Origin of the sequence: Synechococcus sp. MEDNS5, assembly GCF_014279875.1 — a bacterium.
Classification (GTDB): Bacteria; Cyanobacteriota; Cyanobacteriia; order PCC-6307; family Cyanobiaceae; genus Synechococcus_C.
The window spans coordinates 714,135-734,203 of sequence record NZ_CP047952.1 but is presented as its reverse complement, the minus strand read 5'-3'; the positions used below and the strand labels follow the sequence as shown (position 1 = coordinate 734,203).

Sequence of the window (20,069 nt, the reverse complement as noted above, 5' to 3'; positions counted from 1 at the left end):
AGGGTTGTTTCATATCTGCCCTAGACACCATGAGCTCGAAGCGTTTTCGCAGAGTCCAGCCCCCGGACAGCTTTCCTCTGCAGGCCGATCAGCGCCGCGAACTGGTCATGATCATCACCAAAGATGACATGAAGCAGAGACTGAAAGAACTCGCTCTGGAGGGGCAGCGTGACGACTGTCTCGCGTTGATGCGCGAACTTGGAGACTGGCAAGGGAGTTCCAGCCCAACTGAAGTGCTTTTCGCCCCCCATCTCTGGAGAACAGAGCGCTAATCGTTGATGCGACTGATCCCCACCGTTCTGGCGACCACGCTGATGCTGGCTCCTTTGCCTGCAAGGTCCTTGGAAATCAATGGCCAGACAAGCTTTGTCGCAGTGCCGACCAAGGCCCGACTGGTGAATTACCGGTGGTATGCCTTTGAAGGGCGCGCGGTTTACTACGTGGTTCTCGACTTTCCAGAAGGAGCCGACGCTGCACTTGGCGGCATCAGCCTCGAACAGATCAGGGGGGTTCAGCCCGCCTTCCTTTACGGGGCTGTCCCGGTGAAAGCATTTATCGGCACTCCGCGCCGAGAAAGCCGAGCCATTCCAACGGTTGCTGAGTTCAGCAATCAGTCACGCACCGTCAACGTCCAATTCAAAGAACCTGTCGCCCCAGGAAACACGGTGACAGTCGCCTTCAAGGCTGGAACCAATCCACCTGCAGACCTTTACACCTTCACACTGGCAGCGATTCCTTTCGGGCCGAGTCCCATTCCACAAGTTGTTGGGGTCGTACAGATGGATATCCTCAACGTCAACTGAGCCAATCCCCCGCATAAGGTGGGTTTGCAGAATTAGGGGGTTTCCTGCAACTTCCTCAATACGACTCCATACCTGATCACGACAGCGACCACGATCTTTTCGAGGTGAGGGTCAACGATCTTCAGCCCACGCAGATGTGTATTGGGCTCTCTGAAGTGTGGAGCAGACAGCAGGATTTCCACACCCAAAGCCCGAAAGACCAACGTCGCTATCTCCGCGGGAAACCAGTACCACTGGTTCGCAACCGTCTGGGGCAGCTCTGGATGGTGGATCGTCACCACAGGCTGAGGGCTCTTCTCGAACTTGACCCGTCCGTCGCCTGCTTCGGCTATGTGATTGCCGAAATTGAAGGCGAATCAAGGGAGTCGGCGCTCGAGGCGCTTCAGAAGCGCGGCTGGCTCTATCTGTTTGACGCTCGGGGAAATGGGCCCAAGCCGGCCATGGAACTTCCCCAGAGCCTCCTCGGTCTTCAGGACGATCCCTACCGGAGCCTGGTGTGGAAACTGAAGAAAGAAGGCGTGATCAAACCACAGCCCCTGATCCCGTATCACGAGTTCCGCTGGGGACGTTGGCTGCGCACCAGACCTCTGCCTCCCTTCAGCTCCGCCCGTTTGGGGCCAGCGTTGCCGGCAGCGCGATGCCTGGCCCGCTCAGAAGCAGCGAGCCATCTCGCCGGTTGGAAAGGACACGCCAATTAACGCTTCCGGCGGGAATCAATCTGTAGAAGATCCTTCACTTTCTGCACCTGACTGGCCAGTTGCGGGTCACTGGACAATTTCTTCTCAATCTGTTCGATGGCATACATCACCGTGGTGTGATCTTTTCCTCCGAAGGTGTCACCGATTCGAGGAAGGCTGAGGCCTGTCCCTTGTCGCATCAGAAACATTCCTACCTGCCGGGCCTGACTGACAGCCCGTCGGCGGCTGCTGCTACGCATGTCATCAACACTGACTCCGAACACCTCGGAGACCTTGTCGATGACCTGTTGCGGAGTCACCTCCACACCTTGTCCGCTGGGATCAAGCATTGGGGCAACCGATTCAACAGTCATCGGCATGCCCGTGATGGACGCGAAAGCGACAGCCCTTGTGAGGGCACCTTCCAGCTCCCGGATGTTGGAGGTGAAACGACCGGAGATGTACTGAATGAGGTCTCTGGGCAGTGCCACGCGCTCCTGTTCAGCTTTCTTCTGCAGAATGGCCATCCGCGTTTCCAAATCCGGTGCCTGGATATCGGCAATCAGACCCATGGAAAACCTGGAGATCAAACGCTCCTGAAGCCTGGGAATTTGACTCGGAGGACGGTCACTGGCAATCACGATCTGACGACCCGCTTCATGAAGAGCGTTGAAGGTGTGAAAGAACTCTTCCTGGGTGTATTCCTTGCCCTCGATGAACTGAATATCATCCACCAAGATCAGATCAGCAGCCCGATACCGATCACGGAAAGCCTGCATTCCGTCTCGTCGGATCGCAACGATCAGATCATTTGTAAAGGTTTCGGTGGAGACATAAAAAACCTTCGCTTCAGGATCGATTTCGAGCCTGTAATGGCCGATGGCTTGCATCAGATGGGTCTTCCCAAGGCCAACACCGCCGCAGATGAACAGTGGATTGAATTCGCGTCCGGGTGCTTCAGCCACGGCCAGAGCCGCTGCATGAGCCATCCGGCTGTTTGGCCCCACAACGAATCGGTTGAACACGTAGCGCAGGTTCAAGCCGGGAAGACGGCGTGGTGCCTTGGCAGCCGTGGTCACCGTCTCGGCCGAGGGCGGCGACGATGCAGACTCTGCGGTCGTTGCAGGCCTCGGGGCGGTGGAGCTGTCCGCCCGGGGCTCAACGTCCCGGGCCTCCACCATCACCAAAACCGGACGACCGACGATCTCACCGGCGACATCAGCGATCGTGCCGGCGTAATTCTTTCGAAGCCAGTTGCTCGCAAAGCTGTTGGGCGCCAACAGGGTGAGCGTTCCGTCCTTGAAAGTGCTGCACTGAGCAGGCCTGATCCAGGTCTCGAACGTGGGTTTGCTGAGGTTGCTCTGAAGGGTCTGCTGAACCTTGCTCCAAAGTTCACTTCCCGTCAGCTCCACACCCCTCCGGCCTTGCGGAGCTGAATCTACGCACTCTGCGTCGAGCGATCCGTCTTTAATGAGGCACTGAGCACAACATCCCCCTCTCATGGCTTCCGCCATCAAGCGTCCCCGACAGCGAATCTTGACCGCGCTGAGCCTTGGCCTCCTGAGCGCGAGTATCAGCAGTTGCGATGGGTCCTGGCGGCAGCGCATCGGCCTTGAGAAGAAACCTGTTGCCGAGCCCCTCCCGGAGGTGAGTGATGGGCCCCGATCAGCGCCGCTGAAGCCCGGAGACAACGTGATCGTGGAAGCGGTGGACCGTGTGGGACCTGCCGTGGTCCGCATCGACACCCTCAAACGGGTGGCAAGCCCGCTCGGCAATCTGTTCGGAGGCCGAGCACCCATCCAGAAGCAGGCTGGACAAGGTTCCGGTTTTATCACCCGATCCGATGGGTTGATCTTCACCAACGCCCACGTGGTGGAAGGCGCTGATCAGGTGTCGGTCACCCTTCCCGATGGACGCAGTTTCAGTGGTCGGGTTCTCGGCGGGGATCCGCTGACGGATGTCGCCGTGGTGCGCGTTGTGGCCGACAAGCTCCCAGTGGCTCCTTTGGGAAATTCCAATGATCTCAAACCTGGGGAGTGGGCGATTGCCATCGGCAACCCCCTTGGACTGAACAACACGGTCACGGCAGGAATCATCAGTGCCGTGGACCGGACCAATGCGGTCGGGGAAGGACAGCGGGTCCCCTACATCCAGACCGATGCAGCCGTGAATCCCGGCAACAGCGGTGGTCCGCTGATCAATGCCTCAGGCCAGGTGATCGGCATCAACACGGCCATCCGGCAGGCACCAGGTGCTGGCTTGAGCTTCGCGATCCCGATCAATCTCGCCAAGAGAATCGCTCAGCAGATCATCAGCACCGGCCAGGCGTCCCATCCCTTCATCGGCGTGAGGCTTCAGAGTCTCACGCCTCAGCTTGCCAAGGAGATCAATTCCACCATCGATCTCTGCAAAGTGCCTGAGCTCAACGGTGTGCTTGTGATCGAAGTGGTGGAGAACAGCCCCGCAGCAAAAGCGGGGATCAAACCTTGCGACCTGATCCGCGACGTGAACGGTACTGAAGTTCAGGACCCCTCCCAGGTCCAGCTGGCTGTTGACCGTGGTCGCGTCGGAGAGGAGATGCCAATCGTGGTGGAGCGAGACGGAGAACGCCTCACGCTCAATGTGATGCCCGAAGAACTACCCCGACAGCAATGAGCCTGGAGGGTGAAGCCGCTGGTCTGCCCGTTCTGGTCGTGATGACCCGCTGGCCTGCCAGCGGGCGCTGCAAGCGGCGCCTTGCCGCAACCCTTGGGGGTGGCTCCGCCGCAAGGATTCAGGCCCGTTTGATCAGTCATACGGTGGCCGTGGCCGCAAGCCTCGCCAAAGCAGGGGTTCTCGAGGCTCGAATCGCTGTGAGCGGAGCAGGCCAGAAAGCCAGTCGGCGTTGGCTTACCTCGCAGCAAGGCGTCTCCATCAATGCCCAGAGTCGCGGTGGCCTGGGCAATCGTCTCTGTCATGAAGTGCTCAGGGCTCGAGCTCACCGCCCCTCCACCCCGGTGATCCTGATCGGCACCGATTTGCCCGATCTGCATCAGCAGGACCTTCTGATCGCCATCGACAAACTGAAACGTTCACCCTTGGTGCTTGGACCGTCGCATGATGGGGGTTACTGGCTTCTGGGGCTAGCTGCAGAGGAGCAGGACCCTCACTGGGCCTTTCACTCCATCCCCTGGGGAACGGATGCTGTCTGCAGGCTGACCGTTGAGAAGGCACGGCATCGGGGGATCACACCGGAGCTACTGAGCTGGCGCAACGACATCGATACGATCAGCGACCTTCAGGGTTGGCTGGCATGACCCAGGCGATCCCGTCCCTGAGTGTGGTGATTCCTTGCCTGAATGAGAGCAAAAGACTGCCGTTGTTGCTGGCGGATCTCCAGCAAGGACCAAACAATCACGAACTGGTGATCGCTGATGGGGGCAGCATCGATGGCAGTCTTGCGATCGCTCGGCTCAGCGGAGCCCACGTGATCACCGTGGAACCGGCCGGCAGAGGACATCAGCTTGCTGCAGGCGCCCGCCAGGCATCCGGGACATGGTTGCTGTTTCTCCATGCTGACAGTCGGCTGCCGAAGACTTGGGCCGAACGCATCCGCTCTGTTCTGCTCTCACCGCAGGCAGCGGCATCCGCCTGGTACTTCGATCTCCAGATCCATCCGGGAACCCCGATGAGGCAACTTCTGGCCAAGGCTGTCGCCCTTCGCAGCCGCTGGCTGCAAAGGCCTTACGGAGACCAGGGGCTTCTCCTTCATCAGACCCTCTACGCGCGCTCTGGTGGGTTCGCCGATGTCCCCTTGATGGAAGACCTCGACCTGGTGGAACGACTGAGCAAGATCACAAGCTTGCGCCCTCTGCACACCGCCTTGATCACCGACGGCCGTCGCTGGGACCGTTCTGGTGTGCTCCAGCGCAGCTTGCAGAACTTCAAACTCAAACGGAGATGGAAACAAGGTGTTTCCCTGGAAACGCTGGCCCGCGACTACTACGGGTCTTAGTTGGCGTACCAAAAGCCACAACGATGACCGCCGGGCTCCAGGTCCCACCCCAGCCGTTGGTAGAACGGCAACACACCTGGATCCGCAAACAGAGTGGCGCGCTCGGTGCCCATCGTGCGCAAGCAATCGAGGATGTAATCCATGAGCTGCTTACCAAGGCCTGCCCCCTGATAGAGGGGATGCACGGCCACATCCCAGATGGTGGCCTCAAGAACCCCATCACCAGTGCAGCGGGCAAATCCAATCAATCGGGGAATCCGCGCGTCATGACGCCACAGACCAACCCGCAGAAGGCTGTGATCAAGGGCCTTGCGAACCCTGCGCACCGGCCGACGGCTCCAACCCACCGCCTCCAGAAGCTGCTCCAGCTCCACCAGATCGAAAGTCCGGTGCTGACTGAATACCAGCGTGAGCTGCTCGTTGGGAGATATGCACAGCTTGGCCTGTTCGCCATACATGGCCTGCAGAGTTTCTGGCGTGAGTGAGGAACCGCTGATCACCTGCAAGTGCTGCTTTGGTGTGATCTTGACGCACCGGAGGCCGAGAAGACGGCAGGCTGGTCTCGCCTTTGACGCTCTGATGAACGACGCTCCCCTGCTCATCGCCGTGCATGGCTGGATGCTGAGCCGACAGGTCTGGGAACCATTTGTGCAGACCTGGGAACAGCGGGGCATCCCTGTCAGCTTGTGGTGTCCGGACCTGCCTGGATTCGGAGACCGCATCCGCTCCAAGGCCCTTCTGCCCACGCTGGCGGCCTACGGACGTTGGTTGGCCGCTCAGGCTCTGGAGCGAGCGGCAGGTCGACCCTTCATCCTCATGGGTCATTCCCTGGGAGGGAGCGTGGTGCTGCATGCGGAAGCCGCACTGCGCAGGGACGCCGAGCCAGGCTTGCGTGGCCTCGTTTGCGTGGCTGCGGGGGGAGGGATTTATCAGCCCAAACCGTTCCGGCAACTGCGCTCGATCGGTCGACGCCTGATTGACCTACGACCGGACGTTCTGAAGAGGCTTCCTCCTCCTTTGGGACGATTGGGTCCGGTGCGGGCCGAGAGTCGCGCTGCCCGTGGGCTGCTTGTGAACAGCACCAGCAGGGGAGCTGTTCGCCAACTGCCTGGAATGGTGGCACGGCTTTCAGTGAACAGCCTCTGGATCAGTGGAGAGCGTGATCAGGTAATGGAGCCGGGCTATGTCCGCCACCTGGCCGGGTACAGCCCAGCTCACGACTACCGCGAAATCGCGAACTGCGGGCATCTGCCGATGCAGGAGCAACCAGAGGAGTTGTGCGCTGTGATCGAAACTTGGTTGGTCGCTCAGAGCCTGGCCAGACCACGTTCCTGAAGATCGGCCAGTTCGGCATACAACCCCCCTTGGGCTCGAAGCTGGAGATGGCTTCCCTGCTCGATCAGGCGACCGCGGCGTAACACCAGAATTCGGTCTGCCGCCTCCACAGTGGCCAGACGGTGCGCGATCACCACAGCCGTTCGTCGTTCCAAAAGCCGATCCAGATCACGTTGCAGGGTGGCTTCGGTGGAAGGGTCGAGAAACGCAGTGGCTTCATCCATCACCAACACGGTGGGATTGCGGATGGCGACCCGTGCAACTGCCAACAGCTGCCTCTCTCCTGAACTGAGATTTCCACCCCTTTCACGCAGTTCTGTGTCGAGTCCATCCGGCAGGCGATTGAGAAGGCCAGTGAGTCCGAGATCCCTGCAGATCTCCTCCAGCTTCTGATCGTCGATGTTCTGATCAAGCCGCAGATTGTCGGCGATGCTGCCACTGAAGAGGAATGTGTCCTGCAGAACCACACCGAGCTGATGACGCAAATCGGAGATGGAGAGGCTCCGGATGTCTTGGCCATCCAGCAGGATCCTCCCCTGCTGAGGTTCATAAAGACGGCAGAGCAAACGGATCACGGTGGTCTTTCCAGAACCGGTCGGACCGACCAACGCCACATGCTCCCCGGGTGCAATGCGGAAACTGAGGTCTTCAAGGATCGGTTCGTCAGGTCGATAAGCGAAATGCACGTTGTCGAAAACCACTTCCCCCCGCGGCGCCTGGATGAGTTGAAGTGGTTTGGTGGTGGTTGATTGCTGAACGCCATCCGCAGCGATGGGTTGCTTCTGGATCTCGAGAGGCTCCTCGAGCAACTCACCGATGCGCTCCACAGCCGTCAGCCCACCCTGGATCTGCGTGAAACGTTCAGCCATCTGGCGAAGGGGATCGAACAGACGCTGTGAGTAGAGGATGAATGTGGTGAGCGTGCCCAGCCCCATCGCCCCAGCTGTGACCATCCATCCACCCAGCGCGAGAACGATCGCGACGGCACCGAGCGACACCCATTCCAGGAAGGCAGAAATGCTGCTGTCGTAAAAGATCGTTCCATTCACAGCCCTTCGGTACGCCAGGCCAGTGGTTTCAAAACGGGCACCATTGAAGGCTTCCCGCCTGAACATCTGCACCACTTCCAGCCCCTGAAGATTTTCCTGAAACTCAGCGTTGAGCTGGGAGAGTTCTTCTCGCACTCTGTAATTCGCCTTTCGGAAGCGACGCTGAAGCCAGAGGATGAAAAGAATGACCGGAACTTGCGTGACGAGGAGAAGCAATCCGAGTCGCCACTCAATCAACAGCATGGAGATGGCGATCACCGTGAGTGACACCAAGTCTCCGAGCACACCCACAGCACCACTGCCGAACACTTCAGCCAGAGCATCGACATCACTTGTCAGCCTGGTGAGAAGATTTCCAACCGGCATGCGGTCATGGAAGCGGAGCGATAGCTCCATGGCATGAGCAAACAAATCACGCCGGATCCGCGCCGTCAGACGCTGCCCCACAGTTTGAATATTGAACGATTGATACCCCTGCAGAGCGAGGCGCAGCAAAACCGACACCAACAGCGTGCCGATGATCAGGCGGATCGCCATCGTGCTGTCCAGAGCTTGAAGAGCCGGAAGAACCGACTCATTCGTGGCACCAGCCACAGTGCGAAGCACTGAAATCGCCTGACCCACGAGGAGAGGCTGGATGGCTCCAGCCAAAGCCAATGGCACCAACAACATCAGTGTGAGCAGGAGCCGGCCACGGTCGCGTCCGAGATAACGGCCCAGCCGGCGGATTCGTTGCAGATCCGATCCCGCCATCAGCTCACACCCACCGCATCTTGCGGAGAGCGCTGCATGATGTCGATGATGCCCTGAAGCTCTCCCTGGTCCAGTCGCAGAGCAAGCGGATGACCGACAAGCCGAGCGGTCGTGTGAAAAAGATCCTCGATGGCCACCAGACCGTTGTCACGCAATGTGCGCCCTGTGGCCACGAGGTCAACGATGGCTTCAGCAATGCCAGTGATCGGGCCTAATTCCACTGAACCCGTGAGATGAACAAGCTCAACGGGAAGATCAATGGAATCAAAGTACTGACGCGCGCATCGGGTGAACTTGCTGGCCACCCTGCAATGCGGAGGGAGATCCGTGGCTCTGGTGTAACCGCTGGTGTCCTTGACAGCCACAGACATCCTGCAGCCTCCGAAGCCCAGATCCACGAGATGAGCCACAGGCATTTGGTGTTCACGCAGCACGTCGTAGCCCACAATTCCAAGCTGGGCTTGCCCGTAAGCCACATAAACAGGCACATCACCATTACGCACGAGCAAAGCTCGGGCCCGTCCGCAGGTGGAGGAAACCATCAACTGACGGTTGTCGGAATCAAGAACCGCGGAAAAGTCCAGACCGGCCATTCGGAATCGTTCAACCGAATCCCGCAAAAGCGCGCCCTTGGCCAGTGCAACGGTGATCATGGACGTGAGCGACATCTCGGACTTTAACGATGAGCATGACGCCGGAGAGGGAAGCCATTCAGCCTCTACCTGTCCTGCAGGACAACATCATCTGGATCTGGTCACGGGGGTCCGAGGCTGTGGTCGTGGATCCCGCCGTTGCCGCGCCAGTGATTCAGACCCTGCAGGAGCAGCAGCTGACACTGATCGCTGTACTTCAGACCCATCACCACGCTGATCACATCGGCGGCACCCCCGGCCTGCTTCAGCATTGGCCAGACGCTGCTGTGATCGCCTCAGAACAGGACAGACGCCGAATTCCCTTCCAGACGCAACCTGTCTCTGCCGGCGCACAAATCCAGTTACTGGGAGTGCCCGTGGACGTCATCGATGTGCGGGCCCATACCAGCGCCCATCTCGCCTTTTTCCTGCCGGACGGCTGTTCGACCACCGAACAAACCCCTGCGCTCTTCTGCGGCGACACCATGTTTAGTGGAGGATGCGGCCGCCTGTTTGAGGGCTCTCCCAACGAGATGCACAGGGCCTTGCAGAAATTCGCCGCACTCCCTGATTCCACGCGTGTGTACTGCGCCCATGAATACACCGAGGGCAATCTCCGCTGGGCGCACGCACTCAAGCCGGATGACCAGGCGATCACGGCGCGACTCAGGGAGGTTGTTGCGCTCAGGAGTCAGAAGCAGCTCACTGTCCCGAGCACAATCGCTGAGGAACGTCGGTCCAACCTTTTCCTCCAAGCGCAATCAGCGACAGAACTCGGTCGTTTGCGGCGGCTCAAAGACGATTGGAAAGGCTTCTGAGAGTCTTGCGTTGCGGATGCAGCAGCACGCTGACACCCGGTTGAAGCTGCAGCTGACAGCGCAATCCCCGACCGTAATCTTCGCTGAGAGGTCTCAGAAGGCGAAGCTGACGCTCTCCGCTCTGCACTCTGTAGAGCCAGGCATGACCAAGGAATTCCCGTCCCATCACGCAGTCCTCACCAGAAGGATCAGGGCGCAGCGCAATGGCTTCTGGAGCAACGAGCACGGTGGCGTTCGCGGGGAGTGATCCTTCGCCAAGGCCTCCGGGATCTTCCAGATCGCCGAGAGGGCAACGCAAACAACCCGCTGAAGACTCAACCCATACCGGCAGCACATTGCTCTGCAACACAAAGCGACCGACAAAGGGAGTGGCCGGTGATTCCACAAGTTCTCTTGGGCTGGCGCACTGATGCAGGGAACCATCGCGCAGAACAGCCACGCGATGACAGATCGCCAATGCCTCTTCAGGGTCGTGGGTGACAAGCACTCCGCTGGCACCACAAGCACTAAGAACAGCTGGGAGTTCACTGCGTAACCGCAACCTGACCTCCACATCAAGATTGGAGAACGGTTCATCCAGAAGCACCACCGATGGGGCGGGTGCCAGAGCACGTGCCAGGGCCAGGCGCTGTCGCTGCCCACCCGACAGTTCATGGGGGTAGCGCTGCTGGAGTCGCTCAAGGCCGAGCAATTCCAAAAGCCAGGTAGCCCGGCTTGTGTCCTGTCCGCGGCGCAGGCCAAAGCAGGTGTTGTCCCAGGCATTGAGATGCGGGAACAGCGCATAGTCCTGAAAAACCATGCCCACTCCACGCCGCTCTGGGGCCAGAGATCGCCCTGGGGTCGCCACATCGCGACCGTGAAGACGCACAACCCCGCGGGTGGGGGTCTCAAAACCAGCAATCAACCGCAACAACGTGGTTTTCCCGCAACCGGACGGCCCCAACAAGCCCACCAACTCCCCGTTGTGAAGCTTGAGATCAATCCCCTGAAGGGTCCAATCATCAGCGGATCCGCCATAGCGATGCCAGAGGCCATCGATCTCAACGGGCAACGCCCCCATCGGCACGAAACGCGAAGATGCAGCTTCATTGTGAAGCTCGACCATGTCCGCAGCACCGCTTCAGGCCGTGATCACCGACCAGGCTCCAGCTCCGGTGGGTCCCTACAACCAGGCGGTTCAAGCCAATGGCTGGCTGTACTGCTCCGGGCAGATTCCCCTCGACCCCGTTAGCGGCGAAATGGTGGGTGGAGGCGATGTGGAAGCAGAAACGCGCCAGGTGCTGAAAAACCTTGATGCTGTGCTTCAAGCAGCAGGCACCGATCCATCCCGAGTCGTCCGCACAACGGTTTACCTGGTGGATCTGAACGATTTCCAAGCGGTCAATGCGATCTATGCCGAACGCTTCGGAGATGGGGTCAGTCCTGCCAGAGCCTGCGTCCAGGTGGCTGCATTGCCCAAGGGGTCACGGGTCGAGATCGATTGCATTGCCTACGTGGGTTGAACCGCGAAGAGCCCCGACCCATCCTGATCTCACCATGAAGTGTCGGGGCCAACGCCAGGGAAACGCCTCCATGCCTTAACTCGCTACCAATCATTCAAGCTGGCTATGGACGCCTTACTCCATCCCTCTGGACAGGCTGATCAACAGGCGTCAGAGAGTCAGGTCCCCTGGCTGAATGCACGAGAGGAAGCGGTGCAGTCGCTTGTGAATCACGGCTGGCAGCGTCTGTATTCAGCGCTCACCCCCCATCGAGCCAGCGTCACCCTGCTTGATCCCAGTGAAAGCCTGCAGATCAGCCTGCAGATTCCCCTCGACAATGGGGAGGGCCTTGGAGCTGACTGGGATCTATGGATCGAAGCCTGCAACCGGCAGCTCAGCGTCCCCTTGAGACTCTGGCTCGAGGAACAGGGCGTCGAGCGGATGACGTTGTGCCGGTTGAGCGGAATTGGCGACCAGCCGATGGCACAACCGCTCGATCTCAAGGTCATGCTTCAGGTGGCTCGCTGGCTGCAGGACCCGATTGAAACCATCGAAGCGATCGCCAAAGCGCACAGCAGCCAATTGGTCCTTCACCTTGCAGGCCTTGGACCCAACAGCTGACCGACGGTTTCATAGGTTGAGAGTTGCACCCGAGCAACCCTCATGCCCCAGGCCAAGCTGACCATCGGCGAACTGGAAGCGGGTTACCCCTTGTATTGCAAGGCTTTACGAAGACTCCTGAAGGAAGGGCGGGAGGTGAAAGAGATCGAGAGGACCGTGTGCTGGGGACACCTCGAGACCCTCAACCGCTGCCTTCCCGGACGCTACAAAGCGCCGTCTTATCTGATGGCATTGATCCGGCGGGACCTCGAGCAGGCCAGCCCCACATGAAACTGCACCTCAAGAAGCGGTCGGGGACTCAGTGAGAGGCAGGGAGGGATCCTCACCCTCCACAACGCCCTGAAACACGCGACTGGACAGAACATCGGCAGCCTCGATTGTGACCAGATCATTGCGTTCCACAGGGCTGTGCATCTGCGAGAACAGGCGATTGGCTTGCCTCAGACGAAGACGATCCACTGCGTTGCGCATGGAGCGAGCATTGGCGAAAAAAGGGAGCTGGCGTCGCCTGGATATATAGGCCTTAAAAGCATCAACGGCATCGGTACTGAATTCATATTGCTGCTGGTGCAACAGCAAGGTGGTAATTTGTAATAGCTCAGATTCACTATAATCCGGAAAATCAATATGATGAGCAACACGCGAGGACAACCCTGGATTGGATTGGTAAAATTCGTTCATTTTGTCCTTATATCCAGCAAAGATCACAACAAGGTCATTTCGCTGAGATTCCATCTCCTGCAATAGTATTTCAATCGCTTCAGCGCCATAATCACGCTCATTACCGGGCTTATAGAGATAATAAGCTTCATCAATAAAAAGAACCCCACCATGGGCTCTCTTGATCATCTCTTTTGTTTTAGGCGCTGTATGGCCAACGTATTGCCCCACCAAATCATCACGCGTAACAGTCACTACATGGCCTTTTCGGAGATAGCCCAAACGATGCAGAATCAGTGATATGCGGAGAGCCACTGATGTTTTCCCAGTACCAGGCTGGCCTGTAAAGGACATGTGAAGACTGGGTGCAGTACTGATCAGATCCAGTTGCCGCCGTGCCTGATCAACCAGCAACAAAGCTGCAATCTCACGAATGCGGGTCTTAACCGGACGCAAACCGATCAACTCCTGATCAAGCTGCTGCAGAACGTCCGCAACACCGGAAGAGTTGAAAGAAGAAGCTAGATCAATCAACGAGCTCATCGATACGTTGGGCGAATGCGTGGTCGTCACTTGTCAACGCTGCATCGTCATCGTCACTCAACGGTCGCAGGGTGACGTTGACGTAAGTCTTGCCAAAGCTGAGGTCGGGGAAGCGACCTTGAGCTTCACTCAAGCATCCAAGGCGATCAAGAAAATCGCGAGTATCACCATAGGTTGAGAATTCGAAGCGCTTCTCGAGACAAACCGGACGCTTGCGCTCGTTCCACTGATCCATTCCTGTTTCAGACCAACTGAAAGAAAGCTAGAGGAGAGCCCCTCGTTGACATCCCATCAGACGTCCAGCCCATGATCCAGCGTAGGCGCGATTCGCCTCCTGTTGAGCAGGATCCGAGCTCTCCAGGGGGTGAGGCATGGTGCCAGCAATGGCAGCGTTCGTAACGCAGAACATTGATTTCTGAAAGCTCACACAGATCTGCACGTGCACATCGGCGTCAGCGCGGCCATGGGACTCGTACCAGGAACTCAGCTCCTCTGGAAGATTCCGGAACATGTCCTGCATGCAGAGACTTGGAGGAATTCCAGCGCCCATGCTGGGCACGGGATCGGCGTACAACGCACCGTATTTAAATTGACTCTGATCAGGCGAGATCTGTCGAGCCTGAGCGTTGTATGACACCGTGCCCAGGAATGGCATCCCACGGAAAAAGACAGCCTCGACGTAAGGAACCGCCACATCCACGAGGAACGTAAGCCCAGCCTCCGGAGGCAGTAGCCACACGGTCTCTTGCCCCAGAGTTACCTCGTAAGTGATCGCGTTTGCAGCTGCAGCAACAAGACCATCACGGATGTGATGCACGACATCGAGAACACAAGCCACCTCACCGATTCGATAGCGACGCGCAAGATCGATAAATAGATCACTCATCACCCGCCAAAACAAGCCAAGGGCGTAGATCGTGGTCATCGAGCGAATCGCTTCCGGTGCGAAGCCTGGATAAAGAGCGTTGACAAGCCGCAGCAGAGGATCGCGACGACTTCGCAAACCAATCACCTGTCGACAGGCAGTTTGGAATTCATCCGAATCGAAATACGCATCCATCCCGCCGGTGCCATGCCAAAACATCGCTTTCTGACAATATTCAGCGTATTCAAAATTGATACGATCTCCGAGAAGATGATTCCAAAGACGTTCAAAGGAAAAGCCTTCGTGAAAAAACCGCAACGCGGGGAAAGGATTGAGAAGTTGAGTTTTACCCTGATGAATCAGGTTGCGACTGTAGGCATCGAGAACGAGGCCATAGCTTTCAAGAACATTGACAACCTGCAACAGGTGGTCAGGGGTATCAGCCAGGAGGGGAGTATCGGACAGCAAACGCCGAACCAGTTCATCCTGATCAGGGAGACCCTGTGCAGGGACCTGGAGCAATGGCTGGGGTGTAGTGATCATGCGAAACCTCCTGATGGAACCAGTGCGGCAAGTTCACTCAGCTGTGTCGTGGCTGCCTGGCTGAGTCCAACCAGAAGATGGGGAGCCAAGCCAAGGATGAGGATCAGCAGAGACATGGACAATGCAGGTATCTGCTGCCCAAGGGGAACCCTACCGAGGATTGACGGGTTGGGAGTGGCACCAGAGACCGTCGCAAGCCGACCAAAAAAGGCGCGGTTTACCAGCAAAAGGAAATACACCGCCGTCAGACCGGAGCCAATCATCGAAAACAAGGTGGCAAGAGGAAAAGGCTCGAAACTCCCCTTGAAGATCAAGAATTCAGAGATGAAGCCTGCCATCCCTGGAATACCCGCACTAGCCATCACGCCAATAATCATGAGTGTTCCTGTAAGAGGCAATCCTCGCTGAGGATTCAACAGTCCTCGAAGAACGTTGAGATCGCGTGTTCCAGTTCGTTCATAGACGATCCCAACTGCCAGGAACAGAACGGCAGAGATCAGGCCATGGCTCACCATCTGAAAGAGAGCACCCGTAATCGCCAATGGCGTTGCAGCAGCTGCAGCGAGCAATACGTACCCCATATGCCCAACCGAACTGTAGGCAACCATCCGTTTCATATCTGATTGCGCGATGGCAGCGAGAGATCCATACAACACCGAAATAGCCGCCCAACCAGCCAGCCATGGCGCGGCAACAGACCAAGCTTCAGGGAAGAGTCCCAGGCAAAAACGCAAGAGTCCGTAAGTACCAAGCTTGAGGAGAACACCTGCAAGCAACACTGACACTGGTGTTGAAGCCTCGGTGTGGGCGTCAGGTAACCAGGTATGGAAGGGGAACAATGGAATTTTGATGCCGAATCCAACCAGAAGAGCACCCATCAAAACCAACTGTGTCAGAAGACTCATCTGACCAACAAGGATTGGACGGATTCCAAAGTCTGCTGAACCAGTGATCAGAGCAATCCCGAGAAATGCACCAAGGATAAGAACTCCGGAGACAGCAGTTATGATCAAAAACTTAGTCGATGCATAGGCCCGATTGGCGCCTCCCCAGATCGCAATCAGCAGCCAAAGAGGAATCAACTCCAGTTCGTAGAAAATGAAGAATAGAAGCAAATTCTGAGCCAGGAAAGCACCATTCACTGCTCCACTGATCACCAGGATCAGCGAAAAATAAAGTCGAGAACGATTATCAGCAGATCGCGAGGCAAACGCAGCAACCAAACAGAGAACAGCATTCATCAGCACCAGCGGAAGGGACAGTCCGTCCACACCAAGGCTGAAATCAAGACCGACCACTGGAAGCCAAGGCACACTATCAACAAGCTGCTGTCCAGCATCCAATGACTGGAAAGGAATTAACAATGCAAAGCTATAAAAACACTGAGCAGCAAGGATGAGAAGTGCGAGTGATCGATTTCTTCCTGAATCATCAGGAGGCAAAACACTGATCACCAGCGCTCCAAGGAAGGGAATTAAAAGAAGGATCGTAAGCATGATGGCAACCTCAGTTCAAAATCCAACTCAATGAGGAAAGAAGGATCACAATCGCCGCAATAACCGTGAGAACATAAGACTGAGTCTGCCCGCTGATACTGAGCTTGAGACCTTCAGCCGACTGGAGAGAAATTCGAGCCAGACCATGAAGCACCCCATCGACGACATTGCGATCAAACCAACCCGCCAATCGCGCAAAACTCGCCACGACATTCACAATCGTAACCCTGTAAAAACGCTCGGTGTAGAAATCGTTTTCAAAAAGATCCTGACACCAACGCAAAGGAGGATTGAGAGATCGAGACCAGGCCTTATTCAGCGGAATCAAAGCACCGACCAATAGACCGGTCATTCCACTGATGACGACAAGTGCTGCTGCCCAAAGAGGGAAAGCCAGTAAGCCATCGAGAGATTCGAGACGAATCAGCAGTAAAGGTGTCAAGAGCACAATCACCGAGAGAGCAACCATGGGCAGTGCCATCAACCAGTTCACCTCAGCAGCACGCCTGGTCTTCGCGAGGGACTCGCCAAGGAAAACCTGCCTGAAGACACGTGTGAGATTCAGAGCTGTAAAGACATTCGTCAGCAGGAATACAGGAACAAAAATCGCCTCCCGTGCACCAATCAGTTCAACTGCCTGAGCGAGGCAAAGGAAGCCACCCAAGGGCAAAAGGCCAACAAGTCCCGCACCACCAATCAGGAAAGAGCCTGTTGTCGCCGGCATGCGACTGGCCAAGCCACCTAGCTCGGTAATGTCTTGGCAATTCGTTGACGCAATGACTCCTCCCACGCTCATCGAGAGGAGTGCTTTCGACACCGCGTGCGCATAAAGAAGAAGCAAGGCCAGCACAGGTACCTGAAGGGAAATTGCGATGAAGACCAGCCCCAGATAAGCGGTTGTTGAATAGGAAAGCGTCCGCTTGATATCCACCTGGGCTATCGAAACCAATGAACCGCCGATTGCACTGATCGAACCAATCACCTGAAGAACGACCAAGGTGACTGGAGCGTTTTGAAGTAGAGGCATCACCTTCAACAGCACGATGGCCCCGCAAGTCACCACCACGGAATTTCGAAGAATGGAAGCTGGATTGGGGCCTTCCATCGCTTCATCCAACCAGAGATGCATGGGAAATTGGGCACACTTTCCTGTGGGGCCAGCGATCAGTCCAAGCCCGAGAAGGGTTGCAGCAAGGGGGAGAAGTGTTTTTTGAGCAGACCAGCTGTACAAATCCTCAAAGCTCGTGACACCTGACCAAGCAGTCACTGCTACAACACTCATCAGCAGCAAAACATCGCCAACCCGCTTGGTCAAAAATGCATCCCGGGCTGCAGTCACAACAAGCGGCTGCGCATACCAAAAGCCGACCAAGAGATAGGTGGACAAGGTCAGCATTTCCAAAAGGAAATAACTCTGGAACAGTGAGTCACTGAGGACAACACCTGACATAGCCCCTTCAAAAAATCCCAATAACGCAAAGAACCGAGCCAGAGCCCATTCTTTGTCCATATATCCAAGGGAATAAATCTGAGACAACAGGCTCAACCCGGTGATCAGCTCTAGCGCGGAGACATTTGTGAGCGAGAGGCTGAAACTGATCTCGAGGTTGAGATCGGCCACAGAGAGCCAGGGCACTCGGATCAGCGCTGGTCCAGTGAGCATCACATCTCTGAGCACTAGGCTGCCGTGGACCACCGCAAGCAGGGTCAGAAGAATGTTGAGATAGGCGGGGGGCTTGTGGGCATCGCGACGAAACCAGCCAAAAGCCCAGGGAAGAGACACGATCATCCCGGCCAATCCGTAGAGGGGGATGAGCCAGGCGGTCTGCATGGGAGCCGAAAGCTCTTGCATCACATCAGAAAGTGAAGGGTGGATTAAGAGCATCCAATAGTTGAAGAAAGACTATAAGACCAAAGCGGTGAAACCGAGCAAAATTCGCGTAAAGGACTAAAGAGTAGAAATTTGATTCAAGTAAAAAAAAGCTACACAAAGGAAAAAATCAAACCCAAATACCAAATTAAGAAACCAACCAAGTGTGCCATTAACACAGGTGTCTCAATATTCGAGAAGAGCAAAAGACACTTGCTAAAGTAACTCGGAAAGTTAATTGAAGATGAAAAAAACCATAAATCTGTTAGCGATGTCATCAATCCTGATGTTCGCAAGTGCTCTAAAAGTCAATGCTGAAACTCCAAGTCTAGAAAATGCAAATAATGCTACGGAAGTTAAATTCACATATTCGAGAGATGATTTAGTACCCATGCCTCTTCCCAAAATACCAATCAACGAAGAGACAAAACTCCAAGAAACACTTACAGTGGAAGATTTAAAAAAGTTAGCATCGATCACCGAAGAGCAGCAATGGCGCGAACTAACCAAAAAGGTCATTAGATATCAAAGACAACTTCTTACAAACAATAAATCAATAAGCTTGAACGAGGCGATTGAGCTAGCAATTGAAAAAAATCCAACAATACAAGAAAATAAATATGATGTACTGGCCAGCATATGGAGAATTAGAGCAGAAACCAGGCGATGGTTACCAACAATTGATTTAGAATTAGACACAGTTGGATATTACAAAGCACAACTATACGTCAACTCAAGAAACCCCAATAATCCCAATGATGGGAATGGATCTGCAGTCAGTTACAGCTCAAATTATTTTCAAGGAGCACCAGTTGCATCCATTTCGTGGGATGCATTCGATCCAGAGAGAGGACCAAGTATAATGATCGAAAAGACAGCTGAACAAAGAGATAAAATTCTACTAAACTATTCATTGAGATCACTGTTAGTAGACGTTTATCAAAGCTTCACAGAAATAGAAATAATCCTAGAACAAATTAATGCATATTCAGAATTAGTTTCATTAGAGATCGCAATTGCAGATGCAATTTTCGATGTTTATGAAAATGGCTTAACATCAATAGCAGAAGTAACCAAATGGAGAGCACAAACTTACTCGACAATTACACAATTAATTGGATATTACCAAAGATTAGATAATGCCTATGCGCGATTCAGTAGAGTCATCGGCTCGGACGAATACTTTCCGGCACAGCCAAGTGACAATGAAGTCTATCTCGAAAAATGGCCGTTATCATTAGATGAATCAATTGCAAAAGCAAAGAAAGAAAATGAAAGAATAAAAAGCGCCTATCTAAATAGCAAGATAAGCGAATTAAAATCGCAAAGATTAATAGATTCTTACTTGCCAACGGTAACATTGACTGCATCTGCTGGCAATTACACGATCAATGGTGTATATGAAGCCCCTCTATACCAGTCTGCACCAATTCTACCAACAACTGATCAAAAAACCCAAAATCCAATTTATCAAATCTACGCAGGCCTAACATTTGAATTTGATGGAGGCATAAATTTAGCCAGAGCAAAAGCTGAGGAAATGAATGCAAAAAGGGAAAAATATTCAGCGGTAAGAATTAGCAATGAAACTGTAGAATCTGTAAGAAATTCCTACAACGGATTAGTGAATCAGACAATTAATTTAGAGGCAACTGAGAGGTCAGTTGAGAATGCAGCAATATCATTAATAGTATACAAACAAAGATTTATAGCCGGAATAAGCGATACAACACCTTTTATACAAGCCTTAAATTTATACACAACATCAATCATATCAAGAAGCACAGTAAAGACTAATTTAATTAGAGACTATGTAAACTTACTGAGGGCGACTGCCACATGGCCGAAAAGTTTTGAGATAAGTCTAAATCAAGCAATAAAGAGGGTTATGAGTAGCAAAAATTAACTCATTACAATTACCTTCTACTT

22 protein-coding genes are annotated in these 20,069 nt (G+C 55.0%); 12 read left to right on the top strand and 10 right to left on the bottom strand.

Annotated elements, in window-relative coordinates; genetic code table 11:
* The first annotated feature begins 29 nt into the window (after positions 1-29).
* From SynMEDNS5_RS03585 to SynMEDNS5_RS03575, 3 genes are read left to right on the top strand one after another with little or no spacing between them, the layout of a single operon-like run.
* A complete protein-coding gene (locus SynMEDNS5_RS03585) occupies positions 30-272 on the top strand; it encodes a hypothetical protein (RefSeq protein WP_186584545.1) in 243 nt (80 codons plus the stop codon).
* Between the two features lie 6 nt (positions 273-278).
* Positions 279-803, top strand: a complete 525-nt coding sequence (locus tag SynMEDNS5_RS03580; protein WP_186584537.1) for a DUF2808 domain-containing protein — start codon at positions 279-281, stop codon at positions 801-803.
* A 44-nt stretch (positions 804-847) separates the two neighbouring features.
* On the top strand, positions 848-1,501 hold the full coding sequence (locus tag SynMEDNS5_RS03575; protein ID WP_186585818.1) for a ParB-like protein: 654 nt from the start codon (positions 848-850) through the stop codon (positions 1,499-1,501).
* Here SynMEDNS5_RS03575 and dnaA read toward each other — a convergent pair.
* A complete protein-coding gene (gene dnaA / locus SynMEDNS5_RS03570) occupies positions 1,498-2,892 on the bottom strand; it encodes a chromosomal replication initiator protein DnaA (RefSeq protein WP_186584535.1) in 1,395 nt (464 codons plus the stop codon). The genes SynMEDNS5_RS03575 and dnaA overlap by 4 nt on opposite strands.
* 88 nt (positions 2,893-2,980) lie before the next feature.
* Here dnaA and SynMEDNS5_RS03565 point away from each other — a divergent pair, with 88 nt between their 5' ends.
* Genes SynMEDNS5_RS03565 through SynMEDNS5_RS03555 form a run of 3 tightly spaced genes read left to right on the top strand, consistent with a single transcriptional unit; the run spans position 2,981 to position 5,474 of the window.
* Positions 2,981-4,135, top strand: coding sequence for a trypsin-like peptidase domain-containing protein (locus SynMEDNS5_RS03565; RefSeq protein ID WP_186584533.1), 1,155 nt, complete (start codon positions 2,981-2,983; stop codon positions 4,133-4,135).
* Entirely contained in the window at positions 4,132-4,776 is a 645-nt protein-coding gene (locus SynMEDNS5_RS03560; RefSeq protein WP_186584531.1) for a TIGR04282 family arsenosugar biosynthesis glycosyltransferase, read from the top strand. The genes SynMEDNS5_RS03565 and SynMEDNS5_RS03560 overlap by 4 nt, the downstream gene beginning before the upstream one ends.
* Positions 4,773-5,474, top strand: a complete 702-nt coding sequence (locus SynMEDNS5_RS03555; RefSeq protein WP_186584522.1) for a TIGR04283 family arsenosugar biosynthesis glycosyltransferase — start codon at positions 4,773-4,775, stop codon at positions 5,472-5,474. Before SynMEDNS5_RS03560 ends, SynMEDNS5_RS03555 begins: the two co-directional genes overlap by 4 nt.
* Here SynMEDNS5_RS03555 and SynMEDNS5_RS03550 read toward each other — a convergent pair.
* The gene (locus SynMEDNS5_RS03550) at positions 5,471-5,974 is read right to left on the bottom strand and encodes a GNAT family N-acetyltransferase (RefSeq protein WP_186584512.1); all 504 of its coding nucleotides are present in this window, start codon (positions 5,972-5,974) and stop codon (positions 5,471-5,473) included. The genes SynMEDNS5_RS03555 and SynMEDNS5_RS03550 overlap by 4 nt on opposite strands.
* A 79-nt stretch (positions 5,975-6,053) precedes the next feature.
* Here SynMEDNS5_RS03550 and SynMEDNS5_RS03545 point away from each other — a divergent pair, with 79 nt between their 5' ends.
* On the top strand, positions 6,054-6,809 hold the full coding sequence (locus SynMEDNS5_RS03545; RefSeq protein WP_186584510.1) for an alpha/beta fold hydrolase: 756 nt from the start codon (positions 6,054-6,056) through the stop codon (positions 6,807-6,809).
* Here the strand turns inward: SynMEDNS5_RS03545 and SynMEDNS5_RS03540 are convergent.
* Positions 6,782-8,611 carry an ABC transporter ATP-binding protein gene (locus tag SynMEDNS5_RS03540; RefSeq protein ID WP_186584508.1) on the bottom strand — a complete coding sequence of 610 codons (1,830 nt, stop codon included), beginning with the start codon at positions 8,609-8,611 and terminating at the stop codon, positions 6,782-6,784. The two genes, SynMEDNS5_RS03545 and SynMEDNS5_RS03540, sit on opposite strands and share 28 nt — an antisense overlap.
* Complete coding sequence (gene hisG / locus SynMEDNS5_RS03535) at positions 8,611-9,264, bottom strand: ATP phosphoribosyltransferase (RefSeq protein ID WP_186585817.1); 654 nt, start codon at positions 9,262-9,264, stop codon at positions 8,611-8,613. Before hisG ends, SynMEDNS5_RS03540 begins: the two co-directional genes overlap by 1 nt.
* Before the next feature lie 29 nt (positions 9,265-9,293).
* On the opposite strand from hisG, the gene gloB reads away from it, so the two are divergent.
* Entirely contained in the window at positions 9,294-10,061 is a 768-nt protein-coding gene (gene gloB / locus SynMEDNS5_RS03530; protein ID WP_186584506.1) for a hydroxyacylglutathione hydrolase, read from the top strand.
* Here the strand turns inward: gloB and SynMEDNS5_RS03525 are convergent.
* Positions 10,036-11,166 carry an ABC transporter ATP-binding protein gene (locus SynMEDNS5_RS03525; RefSeq protein ID WP_186584497.1) on the bottom strand — a complete coding sequence of 377 codons (1,131 nt, stop codon included), beginning with the start codon at positions 11,164-11,166 and terminating at the stop codon, positions 10,036-10,038. The two genes, gloB and SynMEDNS5_RS03525, sit on opposite strands and share 26 nt — an antisense overlap.
* Here SynMEDNS5_RS03525 and SynMEDNS5_RS03520 point away from each other — a divergent pair.
* The 3 genes from SynMEDNS5_RS03520 (at position 11,165) to SynMEDNS5_RS03510 (ending at position 12,433) form a co-directional block, all read left to right on the top strand.
* Positions 11,165-11,563, top strand: a complete 399-nt coding sequence (locus SynMEDNS5_RS03520) for a RidA family protein (RefSeq protein ID WP_186584495.1) — start codon at positions 11,165-11,167, stop codon at positions 11,561-11,563. The two genes, SynMEDNS5_RS03525 and SynMEDNS5_RS03520, sit on opposite strands and share 2 nt — an antisense overlap.
* 105 nt (positions 11,564-11,668) lie before the next feature.
* Positions 11,669-12,163 carry a hypothetical protein gene (locus tag SynMEDNS5_RS03515; RefSeq protein WP_186584493.1) on the top strand — a complete coding sequence of 165 codons (495 nt, stop codon included), beginning with the start codon at positions 11,669-11,671 and terminating at the stop codon, positions 12,161-12,163.
* Between the two features lie 42 nt (positions 12,164-12,205).
* A complete protein-coding gene (locus SynMEDNS5_RS03510) occupies positions 12,206-12,433 on the top strand; it encodes a DUF3136 domain-containing protein (RefSeq protein WP_186584491.1) in 228 nt (75 codons plus the stop codon).
* A 9-nt stretch (positions 12,434-12,442) separates the two neighbouring features.
* Here SynMEDNS5_RS03510 and cbbX read toward each other — a convergent pair whose 3' ends face one another.
* Genes cbbX through SynMEDNS5_RS03485 form a run of 5 tightly spaced genes read right to left on the bottom strand, consistent with a single transcriptional unit; the run spans position 12,443 to position 18,122 of the window.
* On the bottom strand, positions 12,443-13,366 hold the full coding sequence (gene cbbX, locus SynMEDNS5_RS03505; protein WP_186584489.1) for a CbbX protein: 924 nt from the start codon (positions 13,364-13,366) through the stop codon (positions 12,443-12,445).
* Complete coding sequence (locus tag SynMEDNS5_RS03500; protein ID WP_186584487.1) at positions 13,350-13,601, bottom strand: 4a-hydroxytetrahydrobiopterin dehydratase; 252 nt, start codon at positions 13,599-13,601, stop codon at positions 13,350-13,352. Before SynMEDNS5_RS03500 ends, cbbX begins: the two co-directional genes overlap by 17 nt.
* A gap of 27 nt (positions 13,602-13,628) precedes the next feature.
* Complete coding sequence (locus SynMEDNS5_RS03495) at positions 13,629-14,774, bottom strand: CO2 hydration protein (protein WP_186584478.1); 1,146 nt, start codon at positions 14,772-14,774, stop codon at positions 13,629-13,631.
* Positions 14,771-16,273, bottom strand: a complete 1,503-nt coding sequence (locus SynMEDNS5_RS03490) for an NADH-quinone oxidoreductase subunit M (RefSeq protein WP_186585816.1) — start codon at positions 16,271-16,273, stop codon at positions 14,771-14,773. Before SynMEDNS5_RS03490 ends, SynMEDNS5_RS03495 begins: the two co-directional genes overlap by 4 nt.
* Positions 16,274-16,280: 7 nt before the next feature.
* On the bottom strand, positions 16,281-18,122 hold the full coding sequence (locus tag SynMEDNS5_RS03485; RefSeq protein WP_370593565.1) for an NAD(P)H-quinone oxidoreductase subunit F: 1,842 nt from the start codon (positions 18,120-18,122) through the stop codon (positions 16,281-16,283).
* A gap of 304 nt (positions 18,123-18,426) precedes the next feature.
* Here SynMEDNS5_RS03485 and SynMEDNS5_RS03480 point away from each other — a divergent pair, with 304 nt between their 5' ends.
* On the top strand, positions 18,427-20,046 hold the full coding sequence (locus tag SynMEDNS5_RS03480) for a TolC family protein (RefSeq protein ID WP_186584476.1): 1,620 nt from the start codon (positions 18,427-18,429) through the stop codon (positions 20,044-20,046).
* The last annotated feature ends 23 nt before the right edge of the window (positions 20,047-20,069 follow it).

Coding starts and splice junctions, on each gene's coding strand:
- SynMEDNS5_RS03585 (WP_186584545.1), top strand. CDS start 30: ATGAGCTCGAAGCGTTTTCGCAGAGTCCAGCCCCCGGACAGCTTTCCT.
- SynMEDNS5_RS03580 (WP_186584537.1), top strand. CDS start 279: ATGCGACTGATCCCCACCGTTCTGGCGACCACGCTGATGCTGGCTCCT.
- SynMEDNS5_RS03565 (WP_186584533.1), top strand. CDS start 2,981: ATGGCTTCCGCCATCAAGCGTCCCCGACAGCGAATCTTGACCGCGCTG.
- SynMEDNS5_RS03560 (WP_186584531.1), top strand. CDS start 4,132: ATGAGCCTGGAGGGTGAAGCCGCTGGTCTGCCCGTTCTGGTCGTGATG.
- SynMEDNS5_RS03555 (WP_186584522.1), top strand. CDS start 4,773: ATGACCCAGGCGATCCCGTCCCTGAGTGTGGTGATTCCTTGCCTGAAT.
- SynMEDNS5_RS03545 (WP_186584510.1), top strand. CDS start 6,054: ATGAACGACGCTCCCCTGCTCATCGCCGTGCATGGCTGGATGCTGAGC.
- SynMEDNS5_RS03540 (WP_186584508.1), bottom strand. CDS start 8,611: ATGGCGGGATCGGATCTGCAACGAATCCGCCGGCTGGGCCGTTATCTC.
- hisG (WP_186585817.1), bottom strand. CDS start 9,264: ATGATCACCGTTGCACTGGCCAAGGGCGCGCTTTTGCGGGATTCGGTT.
- gloB (WP_186584506.1), top strand. CDS start 9,294: ATGAGCATGACGCCGGAGAGGGAAGCCATTCAGCCTCTACCTGTCCTG.
- SynMEDNS5_RS03520 (WP_186584495.1), top strand. CDS start 11,165: ATGTCCGCAGCACCGCTTCAGGCCGTGATCACCGACCAGGCTCCAGCT.
- SynMEDNS5_RS03525 (WP_186584497.1), bottom strand. CDS start 11,166: ATGGTCGAGCTTCACAATGAAGCTGCATCTTCGCGTTTCGTGCCGATG.
- SynMEDNS5_RS03515 (WP_186584493.1), top strand. CDS start 11,669: ATGGACGCCTTACTCCATCCCTCTGGACAGGCTGATCAACAGGCGTCA.
- SynMEDNS5_RS03510 (WP_186584491.1), top strand. CDS start 12,206: ATGCCCCAGGCCAAGCTGACCATCGGCGAACTGGAAGCGGGTTACCCC.
- cbbX (WP_186584489.1), bottom strand. CDS start 13,366: ATGAGCTCGTTGATTGATCTAGCTTCTTCTTTCAACTCTTCCGGTGTT.
- SynMEDNS5_RS03500 (WP_186584487.1), bottom strand. CDS start 13,601: ATGGATCAGTGGAACGAGCGCAAGCGTCCGGTTTGTCTCGAGAAGCGC.
- SynMEDNS5_RS03495 (WP_186584478.1), bottom strand. CDS start 14,774: ATGATCACTACACCCCAGCCATTGCTCCAGGTCCCTGCACAGGGTCTC.
- SynMEDNS5_RS03485 (WP_370593565.1), bottom strand. CDS start 18,122: ATGCAAGAGCTTTCGGCTCCCATGCAGACCGCCTGGCTCATCCCCCTC.
- SynMEDNS5_RS03480 (WP_186584476.1), top strand. CDS start 18,427: ATGTTCGCAAGTGCTCTAAAAGTCAATGCTGAAACTCCAAGTCTAGAA.